General features: G+C 48.3%; 22 protein-coding genes. 6 read left to right on the top strand and 16 right to left on the bottom strand.

Features of this window, described 5'->3' with window-relative positions; genetic code table 11:
- The first annotated feature begins 1 nt into the window (after position 1).
- The gene (locus tag AC4BAP_RS18565; protein WP_490584179.1) at positions 2 to 226 is read left to right on the top strand and encodes a DUF2798 domain-containing protein; all 225 of its coding nucleotides are present in this window, start codon (positions 2 to 4) and stop codon (positions 224 to 226) included.
- 182 nt (positions 227 to 408) lie between these two features.
- Positions 409 to 2,613, top strand: coding sequence for a B12-binding domain-containing radical SAM protein (locus AC4BAP_RS18560; RefSeq protein WP_490584178.1), 2,205 nt, complete (start codon positions 409 to 411; stop codon positions 2,611 to 2,613).
- 334 nt (positions 2,614 to 2,947) lie between these two features.
- Here the strand turns inward: AC4BAP_RS18560 and AC4BAP_RS18555 are convergent, their stop codons facing one another.
- The 16 genes from AC4BAP_RS18555 to AC4BAP_RS18480 all read right to left on the bottom strand — a co-directional run bounded on the left by AC4BAP_RS18555 (position 2,948) and on the right by AC4BAP_RS18480 (position 18,369).
- Positions 2,948 to 3,343, bottom strand: a complete 396-nt coding sequence (locus AC4BAP_RS18555; RefSeq protein WP_490584188.1) for a DUF6624 domain-containing protein — start codon at positions 3,341 to 3,343, stop codon at positions 2,948 to 2,950.
- A 128-nt stretch (positions 3,344 to 3,471) separates the two neighbouring features.
- Positions 3,472 to 5,139 carry a M28 family metallopeptidase gene (locus AC4BAP_RS18550; RefSeq protein WP_490584177.1) on the bottom strand — a complete coding sequence of 556 codons (1,668 nt, stop codon included), beginning with the start codon at positions 5,137 to 5,139 and terminating at the stop codon, positions 3,472 to 3,474.
- 104 nt (positions 5,140 to 5,243) lie between these two features.
- Positions 5,244 to 7,271 carry an excinuclease ABC subunit UvrB gene (uvrB, locus tag AC4BAP_RS18545; protein WP_490584176.1) on the bottom strand — a complete coding sequence of 676 codons (2,028 nt, stop codon included), beginning with the start codon at positions 7,269 to 7,271 and terminating at the stop codon, positions 5,244 to 5,246.
- Between the two features lie 180 nt (positions 7,272 to 7,451).
- Entirely contained in the window at positions 7,452 to 7,931 is a 480-nt protein-coding gene (locus AC4BAP_RS18540; protein WP_490584175.1) for a hypothetical protein, read from the bottom strand.
- A 107-nt stretch (positions 7,932 to 8,038) separates the two neighbouring features.
- Positions 8,039 to 8,401 (bottom strand): hypothetical protein, encoded by a 363-nt coding sequence (locus AC4BAP_RS18535; protein WP_490584174.1) that lies wholly within the window; start codon positions 8,399 to 8,401, stop codon positions 8,039 to 8,041.
- A gap of 71 nt (positions 8,402 to 8,472) precedes the next feature.
- Positions 8,473 to 8,922 (bottom strand): hypothetical protein, encoded by a 450-nt coding sequence (locus tag AC4BAP_RS18530; protein ID WP_490584173.1) that lies wholly within the window; start codon positions 8,920 to 8,922, stop codon positions 8,473 to 8,475.
- Between the two features lie 27 nt (positions 8,923 to 8,949).
- Entirely contained in the window at positions 8,950 to 9,372 is a 423-nt protein-coding gene (locus tag AC4BAP_RS18525) for a hypothetical protein (RefSeq protein WP_490584172.1), read from the bottom strand.
- Positions 9,373 to 9,469: 97 nt separating this feature from the next.
- Positions 9,470 to 11,209 carry an outer membrane beta-barrel protein gene (locus tag AC4BAP_RS18520; RefSeq protein ID WP_490584171.1) on the bottom strand — a complete coding sequence of 580 codons (1,740 nt, stop codon included), beginning with the start codon at positions 11,207 to 11,209 and terminating at the stop codon, positions 9,470 to 9,472.
- Positions 11,193 to 11,771 carry an RNA polymerase sigma factor gene (locus tag AC4BAP_RS18515; protein ID WP_490584170.1) on the bottom strand — a complete coding sequence of 193 codons (579 nt, stop codon included), beginning with the start codon at positions 11,769 to 11,771 and terminating at the stop codon, positions 11,193 to 11,195. The genes AC4BAP_RS18520 and AC4BAP_RS18515 overlap by 17 nt, the downstream gene beginning before the upstream one ends.
- Positions 11,772 to 12,057: 286 nt before the next feature.
- On the bottom strand, positions 12,058 to 12,462 hold the full coding sequence (locus AC4BAP_RS18510) for a YkvA family protein (protein WP_490584169.1): 405 nt from the start codon (positions 12,460 to 12,462) through the stop codon (positions 12,058 to 12,060).
- 100 nt (positions 12,463 to 12,562) lie between these two features.
- The gene (locus AC4BAP_RS18505) at positions 12,563 to 13,297 is read right to left on the bottom strand and encodes a shikimate dehydrogenase family protein (RefSeq protein WP_490584168.1); all 735 of its coding nucleotides are present in this window, start codon (positions 13,295 to 13,297) and stop codon (positions 12,563 to 12,565) included.
- A gap of 10 nt (positions 13,298 to 13,307) precedes the next feature.
- A complete protein-coding gene (locus AC4BAP_RS18500) occupies positions 13,308 to 14,252 on the bottom strand; it encodes a polyprenyl-phosphate transporter (protein ID WP_490584167.1) in 945 nt (314 codons plus the stop codon).
- A 97-nt stretch (positions 14,253 to 14,349) separates the two neighbouring features.
- Positions 14,350 to 15,132 (bottom strand): phosphosulfolactate synthase, encoded by a 783-nt coding sequence (locus tag AC4BAP_RS18495; protein WP_490584166.1) that lies wholly within the window; start codon positions 15,130 to 15,132, stop codon positions 14,350 to 14,352.
- Positions 15,133 to 15,138: 6 nt separating this feature from the next.
- Positions 15,139 to 16,536 carry a tetratricopeptide repeat protein gene (locus tag AC4BAP_RS18490; RefSeq protein WP_490584165.1) on the bottom strand — a complete coding sequence of 466 codons (1,398 nt, stop codon included), beginning with the start codon at positions 16,534 to 16,536 and terminating at the stop codon, positions 15,139 to 15,141.
- Positions 16,537 to 16,607: 71 nt separating this feature from the next.
- Positions 16,608 to 17,588: an NAD-dependent epimerase/dehydratase family protein gene (locus tag AC4BAP_RS18485; RefSeq protein WP_490584164.1), complete on the bottom strand. Its 981-nt coding sequence runs from the start codon at positions 17,586 to 17,588 to the stop codon at positions 16,608 to 16,610.
- A 34-nt stretch (positions 17,589 to 17,622) separates the two neighbouring features.
- Positions 17,623 to 18,369, bottom strand: a complete 747-nt coding sequence (locus AC4BAP_RS18480; RefSeq protein ID WP_490584163.1) for a tyrosine-protein phosphatase — start codon at positions 18,367 to 18,369, stop codon at positions 17,623 to 17,625.
- A gap of 245 nt (positions 18,370 to 18,614) precedes the next feature.
- On the opposite strand from AC4BAP_RS18480, the gene AC4BAP_RS18475 reads away from it, so the two are divergent.
- The 4 genes from AC4BAP_RS18475 to hpf all read left to right on the top strand — a co-directional run bounded on the left by AC4BAP_RS18475 (position 18,615) and on the right by hpf (position 21,368).
- A complete protein-coding gene (locus tag AC4BAP_RS18475; protein WP_490584162.1) occupies positions 18,615 to 19,754 on the top strand; it encodes an acyl-CoA dehydrogenase in 1,140 nt (379 codons plus the stop codon).
- Between the two features lie 146 nt (positions 19,755 to 19,900).
- Positions 19,901 to 20,095, top strand: coding sequence for a 30S ribosomal protein S21 (rpsU, locus tag AC4BAP_RS18470; RefSeq protein ID WP_490584161.1), 195 nt, complete (start codon positions 19,901 to 19,903; stop codon positions 20,093 to 20,095).
- Positions 20,096 to 20,165: 70 nt separating this feature from the next.
- Complete coding sequence (locus AC4BAP_RS18465) at positions 20,166 to 21,044, top strand: tyrosine-type recombinase/integrase (RefSeq protein ID WP_490584160.1); 879 nt, start codon at positions 20,166 to 20,168, stop codon at positions 21,042 to 21,044.
- 24 nt (positions 21,045 to 21,068) lie between these two features.
- A complete protein-coding gene (gene hpf / locus AC4BAP_RS18460) occupies positions 21,069 to 21,368 on the top strand; it encodes a ribosome hibernation-promoting factor, HPF/YfiA family (RefSeq protein WP_490584159.1) in 300 nt (99 codons plus the stop codon).
- Positions 21,369 to 21,405 lie beyond the last annotated feature (37 nt).

Here is a 21,405-nt window from a genome sequence, read left to right as displayed (position 1 = left end):
TATGAGAAAATTCACCCCGCCACACTTTAAGAGAAAACTTTTTGTCATTGCCTTTATCAGTTTGTTAATGGCATCGGCACTCGAGCTTTATACTTTCGGTATCGACTCTGATTTCCTGTTGCGCTGGCTGCGTGCCTTTTTCGTGATTTTTGTGCTGATCGCCACTACCGTGCTGGCCATTGTACCCGGCGTAAATTACCTGGTAAGAAAAGTAGCTGGCAGGTAATTGTTGTCGTTTTAAACTGAGGAGGCCTGCTAAAATGCAGGCTTTTTTGTTTTGCAGTGGTCTTAGGCACTCTACCTTTCATGAACCTCCTGCGCACACGAACTGTTGGGAAACAGACAAAAGTCAAATAGTACCGATAGAATGCCTAATTTTGCAGTTCTATTTATTAAAGCCATACTACCTTGGAGAAACCGAACATCCTGTTAATAACACCGCCGCTTACCCAGCTAAACACACCCTACCCTGCCACAGCCTACTTAAAAGGCTTCCTGAAAGGGCAAGGCTACACCGTTTACCAGGCGGATCTGGGTATTGAGCTGGTGCTTAAGATGTTCTCCAAAGATGGCCTAACACGTATTTTTAAGGAGATCGAGGAAGGTGATTTTGAACTGTCGGATAACAGCCTGCGCATACTTCGCCTCAAACGTGAGTACATTCACACCATCGAACCTGTTATCCGCTTTCTGCAGAACAAAGACCTGACATTGGCACAGCAGATCAGCTATAGCCGCTTTCTGCCAGAGGCCTCGCGCTTCGATCAGGTAGAGGACATTGACTGGGCGTTTGGCAGCATGGGCATAACAGACCGTGCACGCTACCTGGCCACTTTATACTTAGAAGACCTCGGCGACCTTATAAAGGAAACCGTTTCGCCATACTTTGCCTTTAGCCGCTACGCTGAAAAGCTGGCACTATCGGCCACCTCTTTCGACCCGCTGGAGGAGGCTTTGCAGGAACAACCAAGCCTGCTGGACCAGATGCTTGTTGAGCTTTTGGAAGAACACCTGCAAAAGGCTAATCCGGGGATTGTAGGATTTTCTATTCCGTTTCCGGGCAATTTATATGGTGGCTTAAGGCTGGCACAACACATCAAACAGAAATACCCAGGTATAAAAACGGCCATGGGTGGCGGCTACCCGAACACCGAACTGCGAAGCCTCCGCGAGCCACGCCTGTTTAAGTACATTGATTTTGTTACGCTGGATGATGGCGAAGGCCCTTGGCTGAAACTACTGGAACACCTGCAAGGCAAGCGTCACGTGGAACAACTGCAGCGTGCATTTATACTTACTGATGGCGAAGTGCAGTACATAAATGGCTGCACCGACCCCGATGTGCCGCACACAGAGGTGGGTACACCCGACTACAGCGACCTGCCACTAAAGGATTACCTTTCGGTGATAGACGTGATAAACCCGATGCACCGCCTCTGGAGCGATGGCCGCTGGAACAAACTGACCATTGCCCACGGCTGCTACTGGAAACGCTGCTCTTTCTGCGACATTACCCTGGATTACATTAACCGCTACGATGTGGCTCCGGCCACTTTACTGGTAGACCGCATCGAGCAGATCATAGCCCAGACCGGGCAAACAGGCTTTCATTTTGTGGATGAGGCCGCCCCTCCTGCACCACTCCGCGACCTGGCCATTGAGCTTATCCGTCGTGGCGTTAAGATCAGCTGGTGGGGAAACATCCGTTTCGAAAAAACCTTTACCCCTGACCTCTGCCGCTTGTTGGCTGCATCTGGTTGTATTGCGGTTTCGGGTGGTTTAGAGGTCGCATCCGACAGGTTACTGGACCTGATGGAAAAAGGCGTAAGTATAGCGCAGGTAGCCCAGGTTACCGACAGCTTTACGCAGGCTGGCATCATGGTACACGCGTACCTCATGTATGGCTTCCCGACGCAAACCGCCCAGGAAACTATAGACTCGCTGGAGGTAGTGCGCCAGCTTTTTGCCAATAACGTGATACAGTCCGGGTACTGGCACCGCTTTAGCATGACGGCCCACAGCCCGGTAGGCAAAAATCCTGAGAAGTATAAAGTAGTTAAGGTTGGTCCGGAAGAAGGACCTTTTGCCAACAACGACCTGTGGCACGACGACCCGACTGGCACCGACCACAGCATGTTTGGCGAAGGGCTGGCCAAAGCGATTTATAACTACATGCACGGTGTGGCTTTAGATGAGCCCTTATCGTTCTGGTTCGATTTTAAAACACCTCGCACAAAGATCAACCCGAACCTCATCAGCAACGCCATCGCCCAGCCGCATAAACCGGACAGCAGCAGGCAAACTGCCCGTGTACTATGGCTCGGCAATACCCCAGACATCGACTTTACCATGTATGCCAAAAAAGGCCAGACCATAGAGCGGTGTGTGCTTACTTTCTTCGAAAAAGGCGAGGATTTCCAGGTAAAGACAACGGCAAGTATAGGCCAGTGGCTTTTTGATTTGATAAGGAGGATTGTGCCGGAAAGCAACGAAGCCGTGCTGTTAAAGCAGCTGCGCGACAGCTTCCCTCCGGAGGCACATCTTACATTCGATGAGTTTATGGCCTCACCAACCTGGTTTGAACTACGCGAAAAAGGGCTACTGTTAGTGTAGCCCTTCTCCAGCTTGTTGCTTATTTATACTTTGCTTAGTTAGCCGGTTGCGAGATACAGCAGTTTAGTTACTGATATGGGCAACCCACCCTAACCCCTTCAAGGAGTAGGGCCGTTTCATTCTAGTAAATTACACGGTAATGGCGCGTGCGTCCTCGCGCGTGTCGGGCTATGGCTGGGCCTCTGGCCCAGTAGGATTGCAAATCCAACGGTATAATAAGTCACGGATCACAGATCCGCGCCAGCAAAAAATAGAATGAAACGACCCTACTCCTTGAAGGGGTCAGGGGTGGGTAAACCCATTTTTAGTTAGAATAAGATTCTCTCAAATTGAGTTAGTTAGCCGGTTGGCCAGCAGGAGGAGTGTACTCAACTCCCATACGCTTTAGATAGTCTTTGATCGGCCCCAGCCCCATTGCAGCACGACGTTTGTCTAAATTAGCTTCATCCTCCACGGTGTAAAGCTCCCACTGTTTCGTTTCGGGGTTCATCCGCACCTGGTTTCCGTAGAGCTGAGGCAGCCCCTGGTTCATTCGCACTCTGTCTTCCATCATAGCCAAATGGTTATTGGATGCCTCTCCTTTAGTAGCAGCCTCACGCAAAAGAGGCAAGTACTTTTCCATAATATCTTTAGGGGACTGCTGTATCACTAAAAAATCAGCTAAACTCGAAAAAACAGATTTTTTTTTATGTGCATGCAACCTTTTGCGGTATTTGGTAATCTTATACATGAAAGCAGCACAAAACTGCTTTACTACAACCATACCTACCTAATAGAACTATGAAATTTCTGGTCCTGTTTCCGCTCCATTCCGGGGCGGGAACAGGGTTAAACCAGCCCCTGCCGACACTGTTTACACTATTTCATGTAAGCATCTCTGGCAGCCTTAAATTCTGAGCCAGCTTTCCATTTTGGCCACTCGTTGGAGTAAGCCAGCCGCTTCCCGACTTTAAACAGCAGCACCAGATCATCTACTGCGCCTTCCAGCACCAGGTCCTCACGCATTTCGTCAGAGGGTTTGTGATAATGCTTGGCAAAGTACTCGTCTAGTTTTTGTTTGCCATAGTCTTTTCCTTTCTCTACATGATCGATTCCAGGGCCAACAAATAAAGCCGGCACCCCTATTTTGGCAAAGTTAAAGTGGTCTGATCTGTAGTATAAACCTGCTTCCGGATTGGCTTCCGGGGCTATGTACCGGCCAACGGCCTCCGCCTCCTGTGTAATGTACTCTTCCAACTCAGATTGACCCAGCCCATACAGCACAATGTCCTTTGTTTTGCCATAAGAGTTCATCATATCCATGTTAATGTTGGCCACGGTTTTCTCTTTCGGGATGATCGGGTTGGCGGCGTAGTAGGCTGAGCCCCATAGGCCTTGTTCCTCAGCGGTTACAGCCAGGAAAACTATACTTCGGTCTGGTGGGTTTGGTAACTTTTTGAACGCCTTTGCAATCTCCAAGAGACCAGCCACGCCTGTGGCATCGTCTACGGCACCGTTGTAAATGCTGTCTCCGGTGGCATCGGCTTTGCCATAGCCCAGGTGGTCCCAGTGGGCTGTGTAAACAATGGCCTCACCGGGTTTGGTGCTGCCTGGTATCTTAGCCACGAAGTTATAGCTCTTATCGTTGGTGATGTCTGTTTTAAGTGAAGTGCTTAGCTTTAAACCCATCGGCTGTGGTTTATTGCCTAGTTCAGCTACGGTAGCTGTTATAGAAGTATAGTTCATGCCGGTAAGTTCAAAAAGCTTTTGCGCAGCGGCCTCAGTCAGCCATCCTTCTATCGCGCACTTATAAGATTCCTTCCCGCGTTCGTCAAGGTAGAGTTTTGAAGTGTTCCAGTTGTTTTGAACTACTTCAAAGCCATAGCCTGCAGGCTCGGTTCTGTGTATGATCAGGCAACCTTTGGCACCCTGGCGGGCTGCTTCCTCATACTTGTAGGTCCAGCGGCCATAGTAGGTCATGGCCTTGCCTTTAAATTTGTCTGGTGTTTGTTTGTAAAACCCTGGGTCATTCACCATCACCACCACAATCTTGTCTTTCACGTCCAGGCCGGCATAGTCGTTCCAGTTATACTCGGGGGCCACGATGCCAAAGCCTGCAAAAACAAGCTCAGCGTTGTTGATGTCTATACTTGGTTCTGTGCGTCGGGTCCAGAGCACGTAGTCTTCGCGGCCTTGCAGCACCAGTTCTTTATTTGTCCCTTTCACTACCATCTTAGATGCAGGCATGGTATGTATGGCCACCATCGGCACCTTCTGCAAATAACTGTTGCCATTACCCGGCTCCAGTCCCAACTTCTTTGCCTCCTGCTCCAGGTACTGTAGGGTTTTCTTCTCTCCGCTGGTAAAAGGCTTGCGGCCTTCCAACTCATCAGAGGCCAGTTCAGCCAGGTATTTGCCATAGCTATCCACAGAAAGTTCTGCAGTAGCCTCAGATTTTATTGCGCCGGTTTCGGTTTTGGAAGAGGTGCAGGCTGCCAGGTAGCCCAGCAGCACAACGAGTAGCAGTGAAGAGAGTCTATTTTTCATATCAATTGGTTTGGGTATGCTATACTTTATACTTTGATTAAGGGCTTAAGATGCTGTTAAAGTATAAAAGCTGCCACTTTCGTAACAGCTTTTATACTTTAATGCTAATCCCGTTTTGTTTTGAGCAACTGCCGTAGTTCCGCAAGTTCATCTCTATACTTTGCGGCTTGCAAAAAGTCCAGATCCTTGGCGGCGGCCTCCATTTGCTTCTCTGTTTTCTTGATAAGTTTCTCCAGTTCGTCGCGCTTCATGGTCTGGATAATCGGCTCTGCAGCGATGGATACCTCCTCCGGACCGGCATACATTTTCACTTCCTTCTTCTTCATATCCGCCACCGAGGTCTGCTCGAAAATCTCGTCTTTAGACTTAAGCACCGTGCGCGGTGTAATGCCATGCTCTTCATTGTAGGCCATCTGGGTGGCTCGACGGCGGTTGGTTTCGTCGATGGCACGCTGCATAGAGCCTGTCATTCTATCAGCGTACATAATTACCTTACCTTTCTCGTTTCGGGCGGCGCGGCCCATGGTCTGGATAAGGGAACGCTGGTCGCGCAGGAAGCCTTCTTTATCGGCGTCAAGTATGGCAACCAGGCTAACCTCCGGTAAGTCGAGGCCCTCGCGTAGCAGGTTTACCCCTACCAGCACGTCAATCTCGCCAAGGCGCAGTTCACGCAAAATCTCCACCCTATCCAGGGCTTTAACCTCCGAGTGCAGGTATTTTGTTTTGATATTAAGGCGCTCCAGGTACTTGGTAAGTTCTTCGGACATGCGTTTGGTTAGCGTGGTTACAAGCACACGGGCACCCTCTTTCACACGCTCGTCAATCTCATCCAATAGGTCATCCACCTGGTTTGTGCTTGGGCGGACTTCAATCACAGGGTCCAGCAGGCCCGTCGGACGAATGATCTGCTCCACTATCACACCTTCGGATTTCTGTATCTCGTAATCGCCGGGGGTTGCACTTACAAACACAACCTGGTGCATCAGGCTCTCGAACTCGTTAAAAGTAAGCGGGCGGTTGTCCATGGCAGCCGGTAAGCGGAAGCCATACTCCACCAAAGCCACTTTCCTGGATCTGTCGCCGCCCCACATGGCACGCACCTGCGGTACGGTTACGTGGCTCTCGTCAATCACCATCAGGAAATCATCCGGAAAATAATCAAGCAAACAGAACGGACGGGCACCCGGCGCACGGCGGTCGAAGTAGCGGGAGTAGTTCTCAATGCCAGAGCAGTAACCCAACTCGCGTATCATCTCCAGGTCAAACTCAGTGCGTTCTTTTATGCGCTTAGCCTCTGTAGGTCTGTCCTCTTTCAGGAAGTACTCGTGCTGCGCCACCATATCAAACTGGATTTCGGAGATGGCCTGCTGTAGTGTGTCTTTGCCTGTAACAAAGAGGTTGGCAGGATACAATGTCACAGCTTTCTCGTCAGAAAGTTTTTTGCCAGACTGCGGATCGATACGGTGAATCTGCTCCAACTCGTCGCCAAAAAAGTATAAACGGTAGGCAAAGTCGGCATAGGCCGGGTAAATATCCACAGTGTCGCCTTTTACCCGGAACGTTCCACGTGTAAACTCGGCCTCGGTGCGGCTGTAAAGTATCTGCACAAAAGTATAAAGCAGGTTATTGCGGCTGTAGCGTTGCCCCGGGGCCAGGTATAAAACATTCTTACCAAACTCCTCGGGGTTACCGATACCATAGATACACGACACAGATGCTACTACCACAATATCGCGGCGGCCCGACAAAAGCGCGGAGGTAGTGTGCAGACGAAGTTTTTCTATTTCTTCGTTAATCTGCAGGTCTTTTTCTATAAAAACATCCGAAGAAGCAATGTAGGCCTCCGGCTGGTAGTAATCGTAATAGGAGATAAAATACTCTACTGCATTATCGGGGAAAAACTGCTTGAACTCGCCGTAAAGCTGGGCAGCTAGCGTTTTGTTATGGCAAAGCACCAGCGCAGGCTTACCCACATTCTGGATTACATTGGCCATGGTAAAGGTTTTACCGGTACCCGTTGCTCCCAGCAATACCTGTGCAGGCTCACCGTTTTTTATGCCTTCTGTAAGTTGGGCAATGGCCTTGGGCTGGTCGCCGGTTGGCTTGAACTCTGATGTCAGTTTAAAATCCATGTATCTGATTTACGGATTAGTAAAGATAACCTTTTACGACTAAACATACTCGCAAAATGCTAACAGTTATAGTAATTGCTTGTTACGAGAGTAGGCGCAAGTATGGCTATAAACGAAAAGAAGCCTGCCGAATATCGGCAGGCTTCATGGTAGTTCTGTGCAGAAATCTATATGTCTAACTTATTTTCCTGCTGCCACTACCGGGGCAGTATCTTTACTACAGATATTGGTAATCCGGGCCGCTGTATAATGCACATAGATTGCGGCGCATATCTGTGGGTCTTCTGTTTCTTCAAGCTGGCACGTAAACGTCGCGCCTTCATACTTTAAATCGTCCGGCAGGTTAAGCACCCTTACCAATTTGGTCATTTCCCCAAATCCGCATCTTGCTACACCATCCTCCTGATCGGCAACACCAGTTAACTCGACCAGATCGCCTTGCCCGCACATGCTGGAACTATCCACAACACGGGCACTAAAGCATGGCACTATGTCCTCTTCTTCCGCACAACCGGCTAACATACCTAACAGCAAAAAACATGCGAGAGTATTTAATAAACCTTTCATGGCAGCAAAATAAAATGCGTTGAGCATGTGCTCTTTAATTTGTGACCCCAATACATGCAATAAGGTTGCAAGCTCCTGTAGAAAATTTTTCATACGCGAAATAAGCAGCAAAAAAGCCTGCCGAAGCTCGGCAGGCTTTAAAAGGAGTTCTCTTCCTAATCAAAAAACAACATTAAATAAATTAACTCAAGCTTTAAATCTTACCCTTCAGTCAGGGTTGCACAAACACGTTTCACTTTAACAGATGGGTATGTTACTGCGTTTGCCATGCACTGCCGGGTATAACTGCCTTTCTCCTGAAAGGCAAGGCTTAACCTCAGACCTGGCGTCCTGAATTCCTGTGGCAGATTATCCGTTGCTACTAATTGCCCACCATAGCAGCCTCCCGGTAAAATGCCTTTGCGCTGTATACCGTTTACCTGAAGTATAAACCAGTTGCTGTCGCAATCCTGCTCCAACACAGTGGCCTCCACGCAGGCAGGCTCGGGATCGGTGCCGGTGCAGCTGATTACCAGCACAGAAAGAATAAGGTAGAGGAGTGCGATAAAGATAAGGTTTCTCATAGTTTGGGTCAGTTTATGGTTGAACTAATACAGGTCTATACACAGTACACCCTTTGTTACAAACCTCGGGGTTAACGGTACAGCACGTAGGTATCTGTGAAAACGGCAGCCGGGTCGCGGCCAGTGAATACACTTTGCAGCACGAGCTTTCGGGTTTTAAGCTCCAATATTTCAAATTTCTCTGACCGGCTTAAGTTACTGAGCAAAATCATCTTGCCGTCATACTTTGCTTTGTAGGCATCGTGCGCCGCATTACTCAGGTTGCTGCTTGTCCGCACCAGAAAGGCACTGTCTGCCTTAAACTCGAAATACTCCTGTGGCCGGCCTGATTCTGTGCTGGTGGTACAGCTGTTATCCCTGCACAGCTTGCTGCTTACTTGCTCGATGGCCCAGCGGCCTTGCACCGTCGCTTTCACACTTTCTGTGTCGAAGGCGGGTGCAAGGTCTTCCACTTCTGAACAGCCTGTCATGGAGATAAGGCCAGAAAGGGCCAGGAAAACTACATAAGTAGTTTTTTTCATAGCTTAGATAAGGGGCGTAAATTCTTGTTAATTATTTGATGTAGCCGGGCTAAGGCAAAGTATAGCCACCGCCTGCGACTCCGGCACTGCTGCCATACAGGTAACCACATCTTTATACTTGTCGTCGCGTTCCACAACACTGAAGCCGATCTTATACTTCTGTCCAGGCGTCAGTTCCTTTTGCCCTGTCGCGTTATACCAGGGCTGCAGGTATTTGCCGTCTGCAGATTTCAGCCAAACATTCCGGAATGCGCCATAGCCACACATTACTTGCTCCGCGGTAACTTCTACTTCGCATGTGATTTGTGGCTCCGGGCACACTGCGATGTCCTCCTTTTCACAACCGGAGAGTACAGATAAAAGCAGAAGCGCCAATAGTATATACCAACCAGACAGGTTTGATTTCGCGATTGCCACAAAAGGGGCTACATTACCAGGCAGGTTCTTCATAGTTTTATAGGTTAGCAGTTTACTAATTGGCGCTTTCTACAATCTGATGACCCCAGTGCAACGGCGGTGGTTGCATGGCTTGTTAAAAAAAATGAAATTATTTTTGCCCCAGGTTATAGTTAACCGACATGTTAACCCCAATGGTGTATGGGTTACCCTGCGGGGCCAGGGCTTTTTCCGGCTCCGACAGAAGCGGATTGAAATAGCCACGGAACTCAGGGCCTGCCGTTACGGAAACCGCATTGGAGATACGCTTACCTAAACCAGCCGACACATTGCCAGAGAACTGCACTTTCCGGAACGGGGAGTCATCGTTGTGGTCATAGTCCACGTCACGTACCTCCGTAGAAGAAGCAAGTATAGCAGTCTCTACCAGGAAATTGGCAGCCACGCCGCCTGCTGCGTACCAGAACCAGTCTTTGCTGATGTTACCATCGTACTGCAGGCCCACCGGAAGCGTAACATGCCGGTAGCGGTAGTTCACATAGAAATCATCGGTTTTGTTTACGCTCAGCGAGTCGGTGGTAAAGTTATTGTTCAGCGCTGGCAAAAACACCGTAGAGGCTGGCAACGGCACACGCTCTAAGGTGCCGGGCTTGTACACATACTGGTTGATGATGTAGCTGGATTTGGTGCGGGCAGTGTTCTGAGTAAAGCCAACACCTGCCAGCAATTTTATTTTCTTAAACAGGTTAAAGCCTGCCTTTACTTCCGCCGCGTAAGAGAATGCCGGGTCTGTGTTTGCCTCAAACTCGTCGCGGGCATCGTTCATATTATTGGCCGTTTCCAGACTCTTATCTGCTCCGCCTGCAATAAAGCTACGGTGACTTACAGTATTCATCATCTGATTCGGCATCTGGATATTCTGGTTAAAGTACGATGGCGCATAAGCCAAACCCAATGACCAACGGCTGTCACTGCCTTCGTTTTTGTCCTCTTTCGAGGAGCCTCCTGCAGGTGTGTTTAATACAATGGCCAGTTCCTCCGCCTTTTTCTGTTTAGCCAGATAATCCGCAAGAGCTGTTTGGCTTAGCTCCACCAGCGAACGGGTACGACCTGCCCCACCTGTCATACTTTGCTGCTCTCCATTACCGAGGTAAGATGCCGGTACAGAGGTGATTGCCTGACGTGCTGAAGGAAAAAACGATTTACCGGCGTTAAAGCGCGAAGGAACAGTACTTTTACCTGCATTGCTTTCACTTGTAGTCGCGAAAACCGATTGCCCTACCGCCATGGCAGACGGCCCTGAAACCGCTGATGCACTGTTTATACTGAATCCGGAAGTTATCGCCGTTGCCCCGATCGCCACAGTGGCCGGCTTTGCAGGAGCAGTGACTGAGTTTATACTTTGCCCGGCAGGTATTGCATTGGCAGCGTATACTTTTGGCGTGCTTCCAGAATTTTTATGAGCCTTTGCTGCCGGGGCCTGGCGTTCCATTTCCGCAGGGGTGGCCTGGGCGGTTTCGGCCTGGCGGTTTTCTGTAGCGGAAATGCCGGCCTCGCTTGCTTCAGGCATTATGTGCTGGTTGTCGGCCATTCCTGGTTCTATGGCAGCGGCATTGTTAAGCTGCATAGCGGCAATGCCGGCATCTATATTGTTTTCGGTTTTGTAATGATAGGTCAGCAGGGCTCCTGCCAGCATAAACAGCACAAAACAAGCAGCAGCCAGCTGCCTGTACAACACCATTCTTCCCCGGAAGTGCTTATTTTCCTGCATCGTCAGGTCATGGTCTATGCGGGCCCATAGATCAGGAGATGGCGATGCCTCAGCGTCGTGAAACCGGCGCTGGAAGTCATCCTCCAGGTATCCGCGCTTTTCGTTAGTTGCTGATGACATGCTCTTTATAATTTTTTTCCTGGCGCATGAGCATATTCTGAAGTATAACTCTTGCGCGTGAATATTGTGACTTAGATGTACCTTCTGAAATGCCAAGCATCTCACCGATTTCTTTGTGGTTGTAACCCTCAATGGCATAAAGGTTAAACACCATGCGGTATCGCGGTGCCAGGCTTTGGATCATTCCCAGCAGTTCGTCCAAGGAGTAGCCGCTCAGGTTGGCCCCGTCGGATGGTAGGTTGGTAACCTCCTCCGCCTCATGAGACACGGTAAGCAACTGCTTGCTGCGCAAATGTTTCAGGGCGGTGTTCACCATAATCTTCCGGATCCAGAACTCCAGCGGACAGTCCCTTTTGAAGTTTAGCAGGTTTGAGTAAACTTTCACAAATGCCTCCTGCATAATATCCTCCGCCTCGAAATTGGTTGGAGCATAGCGCAGGCAAACAGCCATCATCTTTTTGGAGTACAGGTCATAGAGCAGGCGCTGCATGTCGCGTTTGCCTGCGATGCACCCCTCTATCAGTTTGTCCTCCTCGGATTTTGGTTTTGTAAAAAAATTCAAACGCTGCCTCTTTATGCCTTGTGTATCCTTAAGATTCCGGTTAGAACAAAAGGGTTGCAAGGCGCTAAAAATTTTTTAATCGCTGGCTGGCACAGGTACCTGCCCGTCACAAATCGGAGGCAAATATATTAAAATTACATGACGAAATTTATTTGGAACAAGAAAGCGTTTGACTTAAACAAAAGACTATGAAACGGTTATACTTTTCACGCCTTGCTTAGCCCTGAAGAAACAGCAACAAAAAAGCCTCCCGGTTTCAGGAGGCTTTACTTTTATGTTCTGTTAGTTATACTAATGTCAGGATGGAAAACTTATACAACAGCACCATTACAATGGCCAGCGCCAGCACCCAGGCATACCCTACTATACGGTAAGCAGCTGTTGCCATACTACCCGATGTACTATTCAGTTCTTCTACGGCCTGCAACCTGGCCTGCCCCACCACATTTTTGGAAAGCAGGTGATAAGAAAGGTTAAAACCTAGGGCTACCACAACCACATCATCCAGAAAACCGAACACAGCCACCAGGTCAGGCACCAGGTCGATCGGGCTGATGGCATATCCTATTGAGAAGGCAACCAGCATGCGTACATACCACTTCACGCGGCTATCGCGGTAAGACAGGTACAGGGCATAGATTCTGGTGTTGATCTCGTGCGTTTTCTGCTTAAGGGTGTGTAGCTGTATCATGGGGCGGCGTTTTGTATATGCCCCTTGTACGCAAAAGGCACCTCTAAAAGTTGCACCAAATCAGCGTACTTTTACTAAACTTTTATACTTGCACCCGGTGTTATGCATTCCATATTTGCCAGGCCGCCTCTGCCTGACCATGCAACATGCTTATTCCATTGATAATTTGAGCTCCTTTTTCTTCACAGCGCTCTAAAAACACCGTTTTTTCCGGATTGTACACAATATCATAAACATAATGCTCCGGCGTGATGCCTTCGTATGGAATTTCGGGCAATGTGTGTATGTTGGGTGCCATGCCCAGGGGCGTAGTGTTCACGATAAGGTTGTGCTCCTTTATAGTTTGCTCCGTTAGTTGCGCATAGCTCAGTTCCCCCTGCTTTGGCGTTCTGGAAACAGAAGTATAAGGTATGCCAAGATCAGAGAGGGCGGTACAAACAGCCTTAGCTGCCCCACCGGTACCTAACACCAGCGCCTGTTTATACTTCTCTTTTGGGTAAAAATCCTCCAGCGTAGTCTTAAAGCCGATATAATCTGTATTGAATCCTTTGGTATGCCCGTTCTTAATCCTGATCGTGTTCACAGCACCTATCCTGGCAGCGGCATCATCCAGCTCATCCAGCAACGGGATCACCTCCTGCTTGTAAGGTATAGTTACGTTCAACCCGACGAGTTCCGGTTCGCGTTGCAGCAGCTCACCAAGATCCTCAGCTTTGTCAAGTTCATACAGGTCGTGCTGTGCATCGGCAATGCCTTCCCGCTCAAACTTAGCCGTAAAATACTTCTTCGAGAACGAGTGCCCCAGCTTTTTACCGATCAGTCCGAATTTGCGCATACTTTATACTTTATACTTTATTGGTGTTGTCATCCGTGAACCTGTCGATCAGGTATACCAGGAAAAAGCCGAACAGTGCCAGCGCAATGCCATACACCAGGTATGACTCCTGCCCTACCACGGCTTCGTAAGTCCCCGGAAGCACGTTCTCCTGCACCAGGGGCTTTACCTCTCCATGGCGGTCTGTGTAAGTCTCCAGGGTTTGTTTCCAGGGCCATACTTTGTTAAGCGAGCCAACCATAAACCCTGTTAGCAGGGCCACGGTTATGTTGTGGTAGTGGCGCAGCATCCAGTTAAGCACATGCGAGAACGTAAGTATACCCGTAACGCAACCCACCCCAAACACGGCTATTATGTCCAGTTTCAGGTCTTTCACGGCATTAAGTATAAACTCATACTTGGCCAATAGCACCAGCAGAAAGCTCCCCGAGATACCAGGCAGAATCATGGCACAAATGGCGATGGCCCCTGACAGGAATATAAACCAGTAGGCTTCCGGGGTTTGCGTGGGCGTGGCCACGGTTACGTAATAGGCAATGGCCGTGCCCAGCAAGCCGGCAAGTATAACGCCCCAGCTCCAGCGGGTAATCTTCTTGCTTACCACCACCGCCGACGCCACGATCAACCCGAAAAAGAAAGACCAAAGCAGTTCAGGGTAATTGTTGAGCAGGAACAGCACTACCCGCGCCAGCAAGGCGATCGAGAAAAGTATACCGCCGATCAGCACAACCAAAAAACTGCCATTGATGTGCTTCCAGAGCTCCGCAAGCCTGAACTTTAGCAACAGCTTAACAGCCTCTCCGTTTACTGAACGGATAGAGTTTAAAAGCTCTTCGTAGATGCCCGTGATAAAGGCAATGGTACCCCCAGACACTCCTGGCACCACATCGGCGGCCCCCATGGCTACCCCTTTAGAAAAAAGTAAAATGTACTCCTTTAGTGATCTCCGTTTCATTTGCTGCTCTGAGACTATAGCTGGAATTAAAATGATGCTTAAAAAAATTGCCCGCTCGGGGTATCCGGCGGGCAATTTATACTTTTGATTTTATACTTTAACCCTGAAAGGCAGAGTTTTCGATATTCAGGAAATGGTTGAAGGTATCGCCACGTAGTCCTAAGCGTATTGTTTCCAGAGGGATAACTTCGCTTGGAGCAATATTACCTAAGTTTACGTTAGTGCCCAGCAGCTTGATAAACCATACTTGCTGTGCTTTCTGCGGAGCCTCCCACAAAATCTTCTCGAACGGGATCTTTGTCAGGATCTCTTCTACCAGGCCGCTGCGAACCTCGCCGGTAGAACGGAACAAGCCAACGTTACCTCCTTCACGGGCCTCGCCGATCACTTTCCAGGCTCCTGCATCCAGTTCTTTCTGCATCAGTTGTATCCACATATAAGGCGGAATGATCTTCTCCGCATCCTTGGAGCCTACTTCCGAAAGCACAGTAACCTGCTCTGCCAGCTGCTGTATGTAATTACACTTGATATCGTGCGGCATCTCCAGGGAGCCATCCGATACTTCTGCGAACGTCATGTTATACTTGTCCAGCACACGACGGTAGTCATCGAACTGGTTGCGTACTATAAAGGCCTCGAAAAGGGTACCTCCAAAGTATACCGGAATGCCGGCTGCTTTATAGGCATCCAGTTTGCGCTGCAGGTTTGGAGTAACGTACGATGTGGCCCACCCTAATTTAACAATGTCCACATAATCCCCGGCTACTTCCAGGAAGTCCTCTACCTCACGCACGCTCAGGCCTTTGTCCATGGCCATGGTAAAGCCGCGCTCACGAGGCTTTGACTCGCGCTCAGGTATACTTGTCAGCGTATAGTTCATCTGGTTTTATTTGCGATATTGATCAATTAATCTGGATAAAGCACGCTGTGACTCGAGCTCAGGGAAGAACTCGAACAGAAGCTTGTGCTTTTCGAAATCCAAAATTAAGGCATTTTCCAGATAATTGTAAGCTTCGCGGTATTTTCCTGCCGAAAGCATGTAGGCGCAGGCCCTATAGTATAGCTCTGCTTCGTCTGGCTGCAGTTCAATCGCATTTAAAATTATTTCGATGGCCTCATCAAAATTCCCCTGTTCATACAGTATAATGGACCAGTTCAGGTAGATGTTCTTGTCGTCGGGCTGTATCTCAGCGGCGCGTGCATAACTCTCCAGCGCCGACACCACGTGCCCCACGTTATACTCGGCAGCGGCCAGGGCAACCCAATAGTCTACGCTATCGTCGTAAAGCTCCACAGCCTTCCTGAAAAAATGGACCGCCTCGTACCATTTGCCCTGCGCATCCAGGATCACCCCAATGCCGAACCAGGCTTCATCCATGTCCGGGTCAAGGTCAACGGCTTTCTGGTAGTAGCGCCGCGAAAGGTCCCATTGGCTTAATTTCTCGTAGCACTCTCCTATGTTACAGTATACTTCGGCAGAAGGGGTGCCGTGCTCCAGCATGGCGTTAAATGCCTCAATAGCCTTGGTATACTCGCCTATATACACATAAGCATTGGCCATATTATTATAGGCTGTGATAAAATCTGCCTTTATAATGGTGGCATAGTCGTAAGAGGCGATGGCCTTGTCGTAAGAGCCAAGCTTATTGTACACATTACCAATGTTAAACCAGGCCACATACGAGTATGGGTCATTGTCTACAAACTCCTGAAAAAAGGGCAGGTGCTCACGTATAGTACCGGTTACCTCCATACAGTAGATGACCTCCTGCATGGCTGCCTCGTTCTCAATATTAAGGGCAATGCATTTCTTGTAATACTTTATAGCCGAGTTAAACTTACCCCAGGTTTGGTAAGCCAGGCCAATATTAAAGTAGATATCGTCTCTGTCCTCGGAGTATGCCAATGCTTTTTTAAAGTAATCAATGGCATCCCGGAACTCTCCGCGCTGGGTATAAATAATGCCGCGGGTAAGTTGCACATCGGCATTTTCCGGCTCTACCTCGGCTACCTGGTTAATGATCAAAAGCGCGTCCTCAAAATCGCCGGACATAGCCAGAAGCTGCGCTTTGTCAATCTGCAGACCCGAAGAAAAAGGATATTGCGCCAGAGCGGCGTCGCAGGCTAAAAGCGCCTTCTTATATTCAAAATTGGCAGTATAATAATCTATGATAGACTCAAAGTCAGTCAGATCGAAAAAAACCGTTTCTTTATTGCCGAGCATTTGCTCAAAACGGTTTACCAGGTCCAGCTCTTCGCTGTGTTCTTCAAAATTATCTTTCATCTCAACATCCAACAAGCTGTAAGGGCACCAGCTTTTGTTTATTTACATATTAACACTTTAAATAGTTTAGTTCACACCATATTTTCAGCCGTAGGCTTTAAATTCTGGCAAACCCATTCTAAACTATCCTTAACTGACCTGAACTCTGTTCCTGTAGCCTTCTGCACCTTGGCGTTACTGAACACGTGGTTCTTGCCAGTGATGCGTGCGGTTTCTTTTGTAATCAGTGGCCTCCCGCCCGTAAACCAGGTCCGGACCCGCTCTAAGCGCCATACTACCTCCGTTAAGGCATGCGGCACTTTAATGCCTGGGGCTTTCTTATCAAAGCATTTTGCTACCTCTCTAAAAAAGGCTTTGTAACTCATCTCACCCGCATTCAAAATAAACCTTTCTCCGGATATTTCTGACTGCGTTAAACGGATCATGGCTTCCACCACATCCCTGACATCTACAAAATTTGCACCACCTTCCGTGTAAAACGGCTTCTCATCGTAAACATACTTAAACAGCTGCGTGCTGCTGCGATGCCAGTCGGCGGGGCCAAGCACAACCGACGGGTTTACAATAACGGCCTGAAGCCCCTCTGAAATGCCCCGCCATACTTCCAGTTCACCGAGGTACTTGGAGCTGGCATAGGCAGAATGGTAGGCCGCTGCATCCCATTTGTTTTGCTCATCAACTATAGTAGCTCCCTTTGGCCTCCCGATGGCCGCAATCGAACTAACATGGCACAGTTTTATACCTGTATGCTCCAGGCAGGCATTCACTACATTTTCAGTACCCTCTATGTTCACTTGCTTCAGCAACTCCTTGTCCTGCGGGGCATACGATACCAGACCGGCACAATGATAAAAGTGCTGCACTCCCTCCAGGGCCTCTCTCAGAAACATGGGATCAAGTATATCTCCCTCCAGCCACTGCACCTGCCCGCTGCCCTGTATCTTTGGCACATGCCCTCTGTAACTGGCCTTTACTGTATAGCCTTCTGCCAGCAAAGCCGGAATCAAGAAACTGCCTATAAGGCCGCTACCGCCTGTTACAAATGCCACCATAGGGTAATAGTAATAGATTAATTAAAGAAAAGGATTATAGTTGATTGTTGCGGACCGCCAGGCTAAGCGCCTTTGGCAGATACTTACAGGATAGCACCCTACCAAGCGATTCAGTATGCTTCAGGCTGTGTGCATCAGAGCCTAAAAAGTCAACCATGCCGTTGTCGATCAATTTTTCGACCACTGTTCTGGCCACAGGCGAGTAATAACCCGCAAGGGAATTCAGGTTGGGCTGAAAAAGTACTCCCTGCTGCCACAGCTCTGCCAGTTCGTTAAACTTGCCATAGAAGTAAGTATAACGCTCGGGATGCGCCAGCACAGGCTTGTAGCCCTTGGAGCGCATCTTGAAAATTGCCTCCCGCAAATTCAGGGGCTCATTCAGGAAAGAGGTTTCGAACAGCAGGTAGTTGTCTCCGAAAGTCAGCAGCTCTTCGTCATTTTCCAGGCTGTTCAGCAAGCCTTCGTCCAGGTAATATTCCGCCGCGCAATCCAGCTCCATCTCTATACCGGCCTCCTGCACTGCGCTCCTTAGCAAAGCAAGCCGCTCCCGTATTATCTCAGGTGTGTTTTTGTAGAAATCGCTCATGATGTGGGGCGTCATGATCAGTTTTCTGTACCCCAGCGCTTTCATGGCCTGCACCAGCTCCAAAGATTTCTCCAAACTGTCAGCCCCATCGTCAATGCCCGGCAGTATATGCGAGTGCATATCAACGCCTAACGCACTGAAAGACTCTTCTGCGATGCCCTCACTTTTAAATAAGCTTTGTAGAAATTTTTTCATGCTTGTGTTTCGGCCACACCTGTTCCAGGACTTGCCCGGTGTGTAAACTAACATCAAAGATAAGCTAAATAATAGCTGCTATCAAATTCGTATGCGCCAGCTGGCCAGGCTTAGACTTTACAATGCAGTATAGGTTAAATTACATGTTATACATTGGCATTTACGTACAATTGGCTAGCTTTGTAAACAACGGCTGGTTTAATACCGTTATATACGCGACTTTAACTCCTACATAAACTTTTTTGATGGAATTTAAACTTACAGAAAATCAACGCATGGTTGCGGACATGGTCCGTGATTTTGGAGCAAAAAACATTAAGCCAAAAATGCGTGAGTGGGACGAAAGCCAGGAGTTCCCGGTTGAGGTTTTCAAGCAACTCGGCGAACTGGGCCTTATGGGCGTACTAGTACCCACAGAATATGGTGGCTCAGGCTTTGGTTATCTGGAATATGTAACTGCTATTGCTGAGCTTTCTAAAATAGACGGCTCGATCGGATTATCCATGGCTGCGCACAACTCGCTTTGCACCGGCCACATTTTACAGTTTGGTAACGAGGAGCAGAAAAAGAAATACCTTCCAAAACTGGCAACTGCCGAGTGGATCGGTGCCTGGGGCCTTACGGAGCCCAATACTGGTTCTGATGCAGGCAATATGCGCACCGTTGCGGTACAGGATGGTGATCATTGGATTATTAACGGAGCCAAAAATTTTATTACGCACGGTAAATCTGGTAATGTAGCTGTCGTGATCGTTCGTACCGGCGAGGTAGGCGACTCTCATGGCATGACCGCTTTCGTGATTGAGAAGGGCACTCCGGGTTTTAGCGCTGGCCGCAAAGAAGACAAGCTTGGAATGCGTGCCTCCGAAACCACAGAATTGATCTTCCAGGACTGCCGCGTGCATAAAGACCAGATACTAGGTGAAGTTGGTGAAGGCTTTATTCAGGCCATGAAAGTGCTTGACGGTGGCCGTATCTCTATTGCTGCCCTATCGTTGGGCATTGCGCAGGGTGCTTTTGAGGCGGCTCTGGCCTATGCTCAGGAGCGCAGCCAGTTCAACAAGCCTATTGCCAGCTTCCAGGGTATTGCGTTCAAATTAGCTGATATGGCTACCGAAGTGGAGGCCGCAGCATTGCTTACCTACCAGGCAGCTGACATGAAAAACCGTGGCCTGAACGTGAATAAAGAGTCAGCCATGGCAAAACTATATGCCTCTGAGGTGTCGGTGAGAGTAGCCAATGAGGCCGTACAGATTTTTGGCGGCTACGGCTTTACCAAAGACTACCCTGCCGAAAAGTATTACCGTGATGCCAAGCTTTGCACCATTGGTGAGGGAACAAGCGAGATACAAAAGCTTGTTATATCAAGAGCTATACTTAAATAAGGCGCTTACAGGCAGTTATTTATACTTGTTTGTGAAGCTGACAATTTATTTTTCACAGATTTGGATAAATTTTTACCCAATCTATTGATTTTTAAGTATAACCTTCGTTAAATTTGCAACCCTAATTCTAAGAGAAGAGAGATAACATGATTATTGTAAACGTAAAAGATAACGAGTCTGTAGACCGTGCATTAAAAAGATTCAAAAAGAAATTTGAAAGAACTGGTGTTCTGAAAGAGCTACGTGCGAGAACTTATTTCGAGAAGCCTTCTGTAGCTAAAAGAAAGCAAAAAGAAAGAGCTGCTTACAAGCAGAAACTTTTTGCTGAGCAAAACTACTAGTCTTTTATACCAATATATCGGATAATTCCATAAATTAGTGTAGCTGATAACTCATCAGGTATACTAGTTTATGGAATTATTTTTTAAGTACCTAAAGTACGAAAAGCGGTATAGCCCGCACACCCTTACCTCCTATCACACCGATCTGGGTCAGTTTTCCCTGTACCTGGAGCAAGTATACCAGATCACTGATCCTGCAGAGGCAGATCATACCATTATCCGCTCCTGGATACTGACGCTTGTTCAGAATAATATAAAGCCACGCTCCATTAATCGCAAGATTGCCTGTCTGCGTGCATATTACCGGTTTTTACTGTCGCAGCAGCAGATAAGCGTGAACCCAATGGTGCGCATCAAGGCACCCAAAGCACCCAAGAAGCTGCCTGCGTTTGTACCCGAAGAATCGTTCAACTCCCTTCTGGACAGCTTTGAGTTTGAGTCTACTTTTGAAGGGCAGCGCGACAGGCTGATCCTGGAGTTCCTGTATGGCACGGGCATTCGCCTTGCCGAGTTGATAAATATTTCGGAAGCAGACATTGACCTGCGGGCACAAACCGTCCGTGTGTTGGGCAAGGGCAATAAAGAGCGCATAGTGCCTATAAACAGTTCATTGCTTAACAGTATCGAGTCTTATACCCGGCATAAGAAAAGCGAATTTGGGAATAACAATTCGGAAAAGCTGCTCGTTACTAATAAGGCACGTCCACTTTACCCAAAGTTCGTTTACCGCATAGTTAAAAAGTATATTAGCTTGATCACAACCTCAGAACATAATAGTCCGCATGTATTGAGGCATTCCTTTGCTACACACCTCTTAAACAAGGGGGCAGATTTAAACGCAATTAAAGATTTACTGGGGCACTCCAGTCTTGCAGCAACGCAAGTTTACACGCACAACTCAATAGAACAACTAAAGTCGATCTTTGAGAAAGCGCACCCGAAAGCATAAGTTAAACCATTAAATTTTACGACCATGAAGCTACAGATGCATTCCATCCACTTCGAGGCTGACCAGCAGCTGACCGATTTTATACAGCAGAAAATAGACAAGTTGGAAACTTTCTATGACCGCGTAGTGGAAGGTGAAGTGTTTCTTAAACATAACAACAGCGACGGTATAAATACTAAAACCGTAGAGATAAAACTGTTTGTACCCGGCGCTACACTCTACTCTGAAGAAAATGCAGCATCTTTCGAGGCTGCGGCTGACGCTGCCGTTGAGGCAATGCGACGCCAGCTAAGAAAGTTTAAAGAAAAGCAAATGGCTCACTAAACCATCTAGCAAATTTGGTTTCGTAAGCTTCGGCCTG

It is taken from the genome of Pontibacter sp. GD7 (assembly GCF_058216375.1).
This window is presented reverse-complemented; position numbering and strand designations above follow the sequence as displayed.

Bases quoted from the DNA above. Each gene is read 5' to 3' on its own strand.
- AC4BAP_RS18565 (WP_490584179.1), top strand. From the start codon at position 2: ATGAGAAAATTCACCCCGCCACACTTTAAGAGAAAACTTTTTGTCATT.
- AC4BAP_RS18555 (WP_490584188.1), bottom strand. From the start codon at position 3,343: ATGTATAAGATTACCAAATACCGCAAAAGGTTGCATGCACATAAAAAA.
- AC4BAP_RS18550 (WP_490584177.1), bottom strand. From the start codon at position 5,139: ATGAAAAATAGACTCTCTTCACTGCTACTCGTTGTGCTGCTGGGCTAC.
- uvrB (WP_490584176.1), bottom strand. From the start codon at position 7,271: ATGGATTTTAAACTGACATCAGAGTTCAAGCCAACCGGCGACCAGCCC.
- AC4BAP_RS18540 (WP_490584175.1), bottom strand. From the start codon at position 7,931: ATGAAAAATTTTCTACAGGAGCTTGCAACCTTATTGCATGTATTGGGG.
- AC4BAP_RS18535 (WP_490584174.1), bottom strand. From the start codon at position 8,401: ATGAGAAACCTTATCTTTATCGCACTCCTCTACCTTATTCTTTCTGTG.
- AC4BAP_RS18530 (WP_490584173.1), bottom strand. From the start codon at position 8,922: ATGAAAAAAACTACTTATGTAGTTTTCCTGGCCCTTTCTGGCCTTATC.
- AC4BAP_RS18525 (WP_490584172.1), bottom strand. From the start codon at position 9,372: ATGAAGAACCTGCCTGGTAATGTAGCCCCTTTTGTGGCAATCGCGAAA.
- AC4BAP_RS18520 (WP_490584171.1), bottom strand. From the start codon at position 11,209: ATGTCATCAGCAACTAACGAAAAGCGCGGATACCTGGAGGATGACTTC.
- AC4BAP_RS18510 (WP_490584169.1), bottom strand. From the start codon at position 12,462: ATGATACAGCTACACACCCTTAAGCAGAAAACGCACGAGATCAACACC.
- AC4BAP_RS18505 (WP_490584168.1), bottom strand. From the start codon at position 13,297: ATGCGCAAATTCGGACTGATCGGTAAAAAGCTGGGGCACTCGTTCTCG.
- AC4BAP_RS18500 (WP_490584167.1), bottom strand. From the start codon at position 14,252: ATGAAACGGAGATCACTAAAGGAGTACATTTTACTTTTTTCTAAAGGG.
- AC4BAP_RS18495 (WP_490584166.1), bottom strand. From the start codon at position 15,132: ATGAACTATACGCTGACAAGTATACCTGAGCGCGAGTCAAAGCCTCGT.
- AC4BAP_RS18490 (WP_490584165.1), bottom strand. From the start codon at position 16,536: ATGAAAGATAATTTTGAAGAACACAGCGAAGAGCTGGACCTGGTAAAC.
- AC4BAP_RS18485 (WP_490584164.1), bottom strand. From the start codon at position 17,588: ATGGTGGCATTTGTAACAGGCGGTAGCGGCCTTATAGGCAGTTTCTTG.
- AC4BAP_RS18480 (WP_490584163.1), bottom strand. From the start codon at position 18,369: ATGAAAAAATTTCTACAAAGCTTATTTAAAAGTGAGGGCATCGCAGAA.
- AC4BAP_RS18475 (WP_490584162.1), top strand. From the start codon at position 18,615: ATGGAATTTAAACTTACAGAAAATCAACGCATGGTTGCGGACATGGTC.
- rpsU (WP_490584161.1), top strand. From the start codon at position 19,901: ATGATTATTGTAAACGTAAAAGATAACGAGTCTGTAGACCGTGCATTA.
- AC4BAP_RS18465 (WP_490584160.1), top strand. From the start codon at position 20,166: ATGGAATTATTTTTTAAGTACCTAAAGTACGAAAAGCGGTATAGCCCG.
- hpf (WP_490584159.1), top strand. From the start codon at position 21,069: ATGAAGCTACAGATGCATTCCATCCACTTCGAGGCTGACCAGCAGCTG.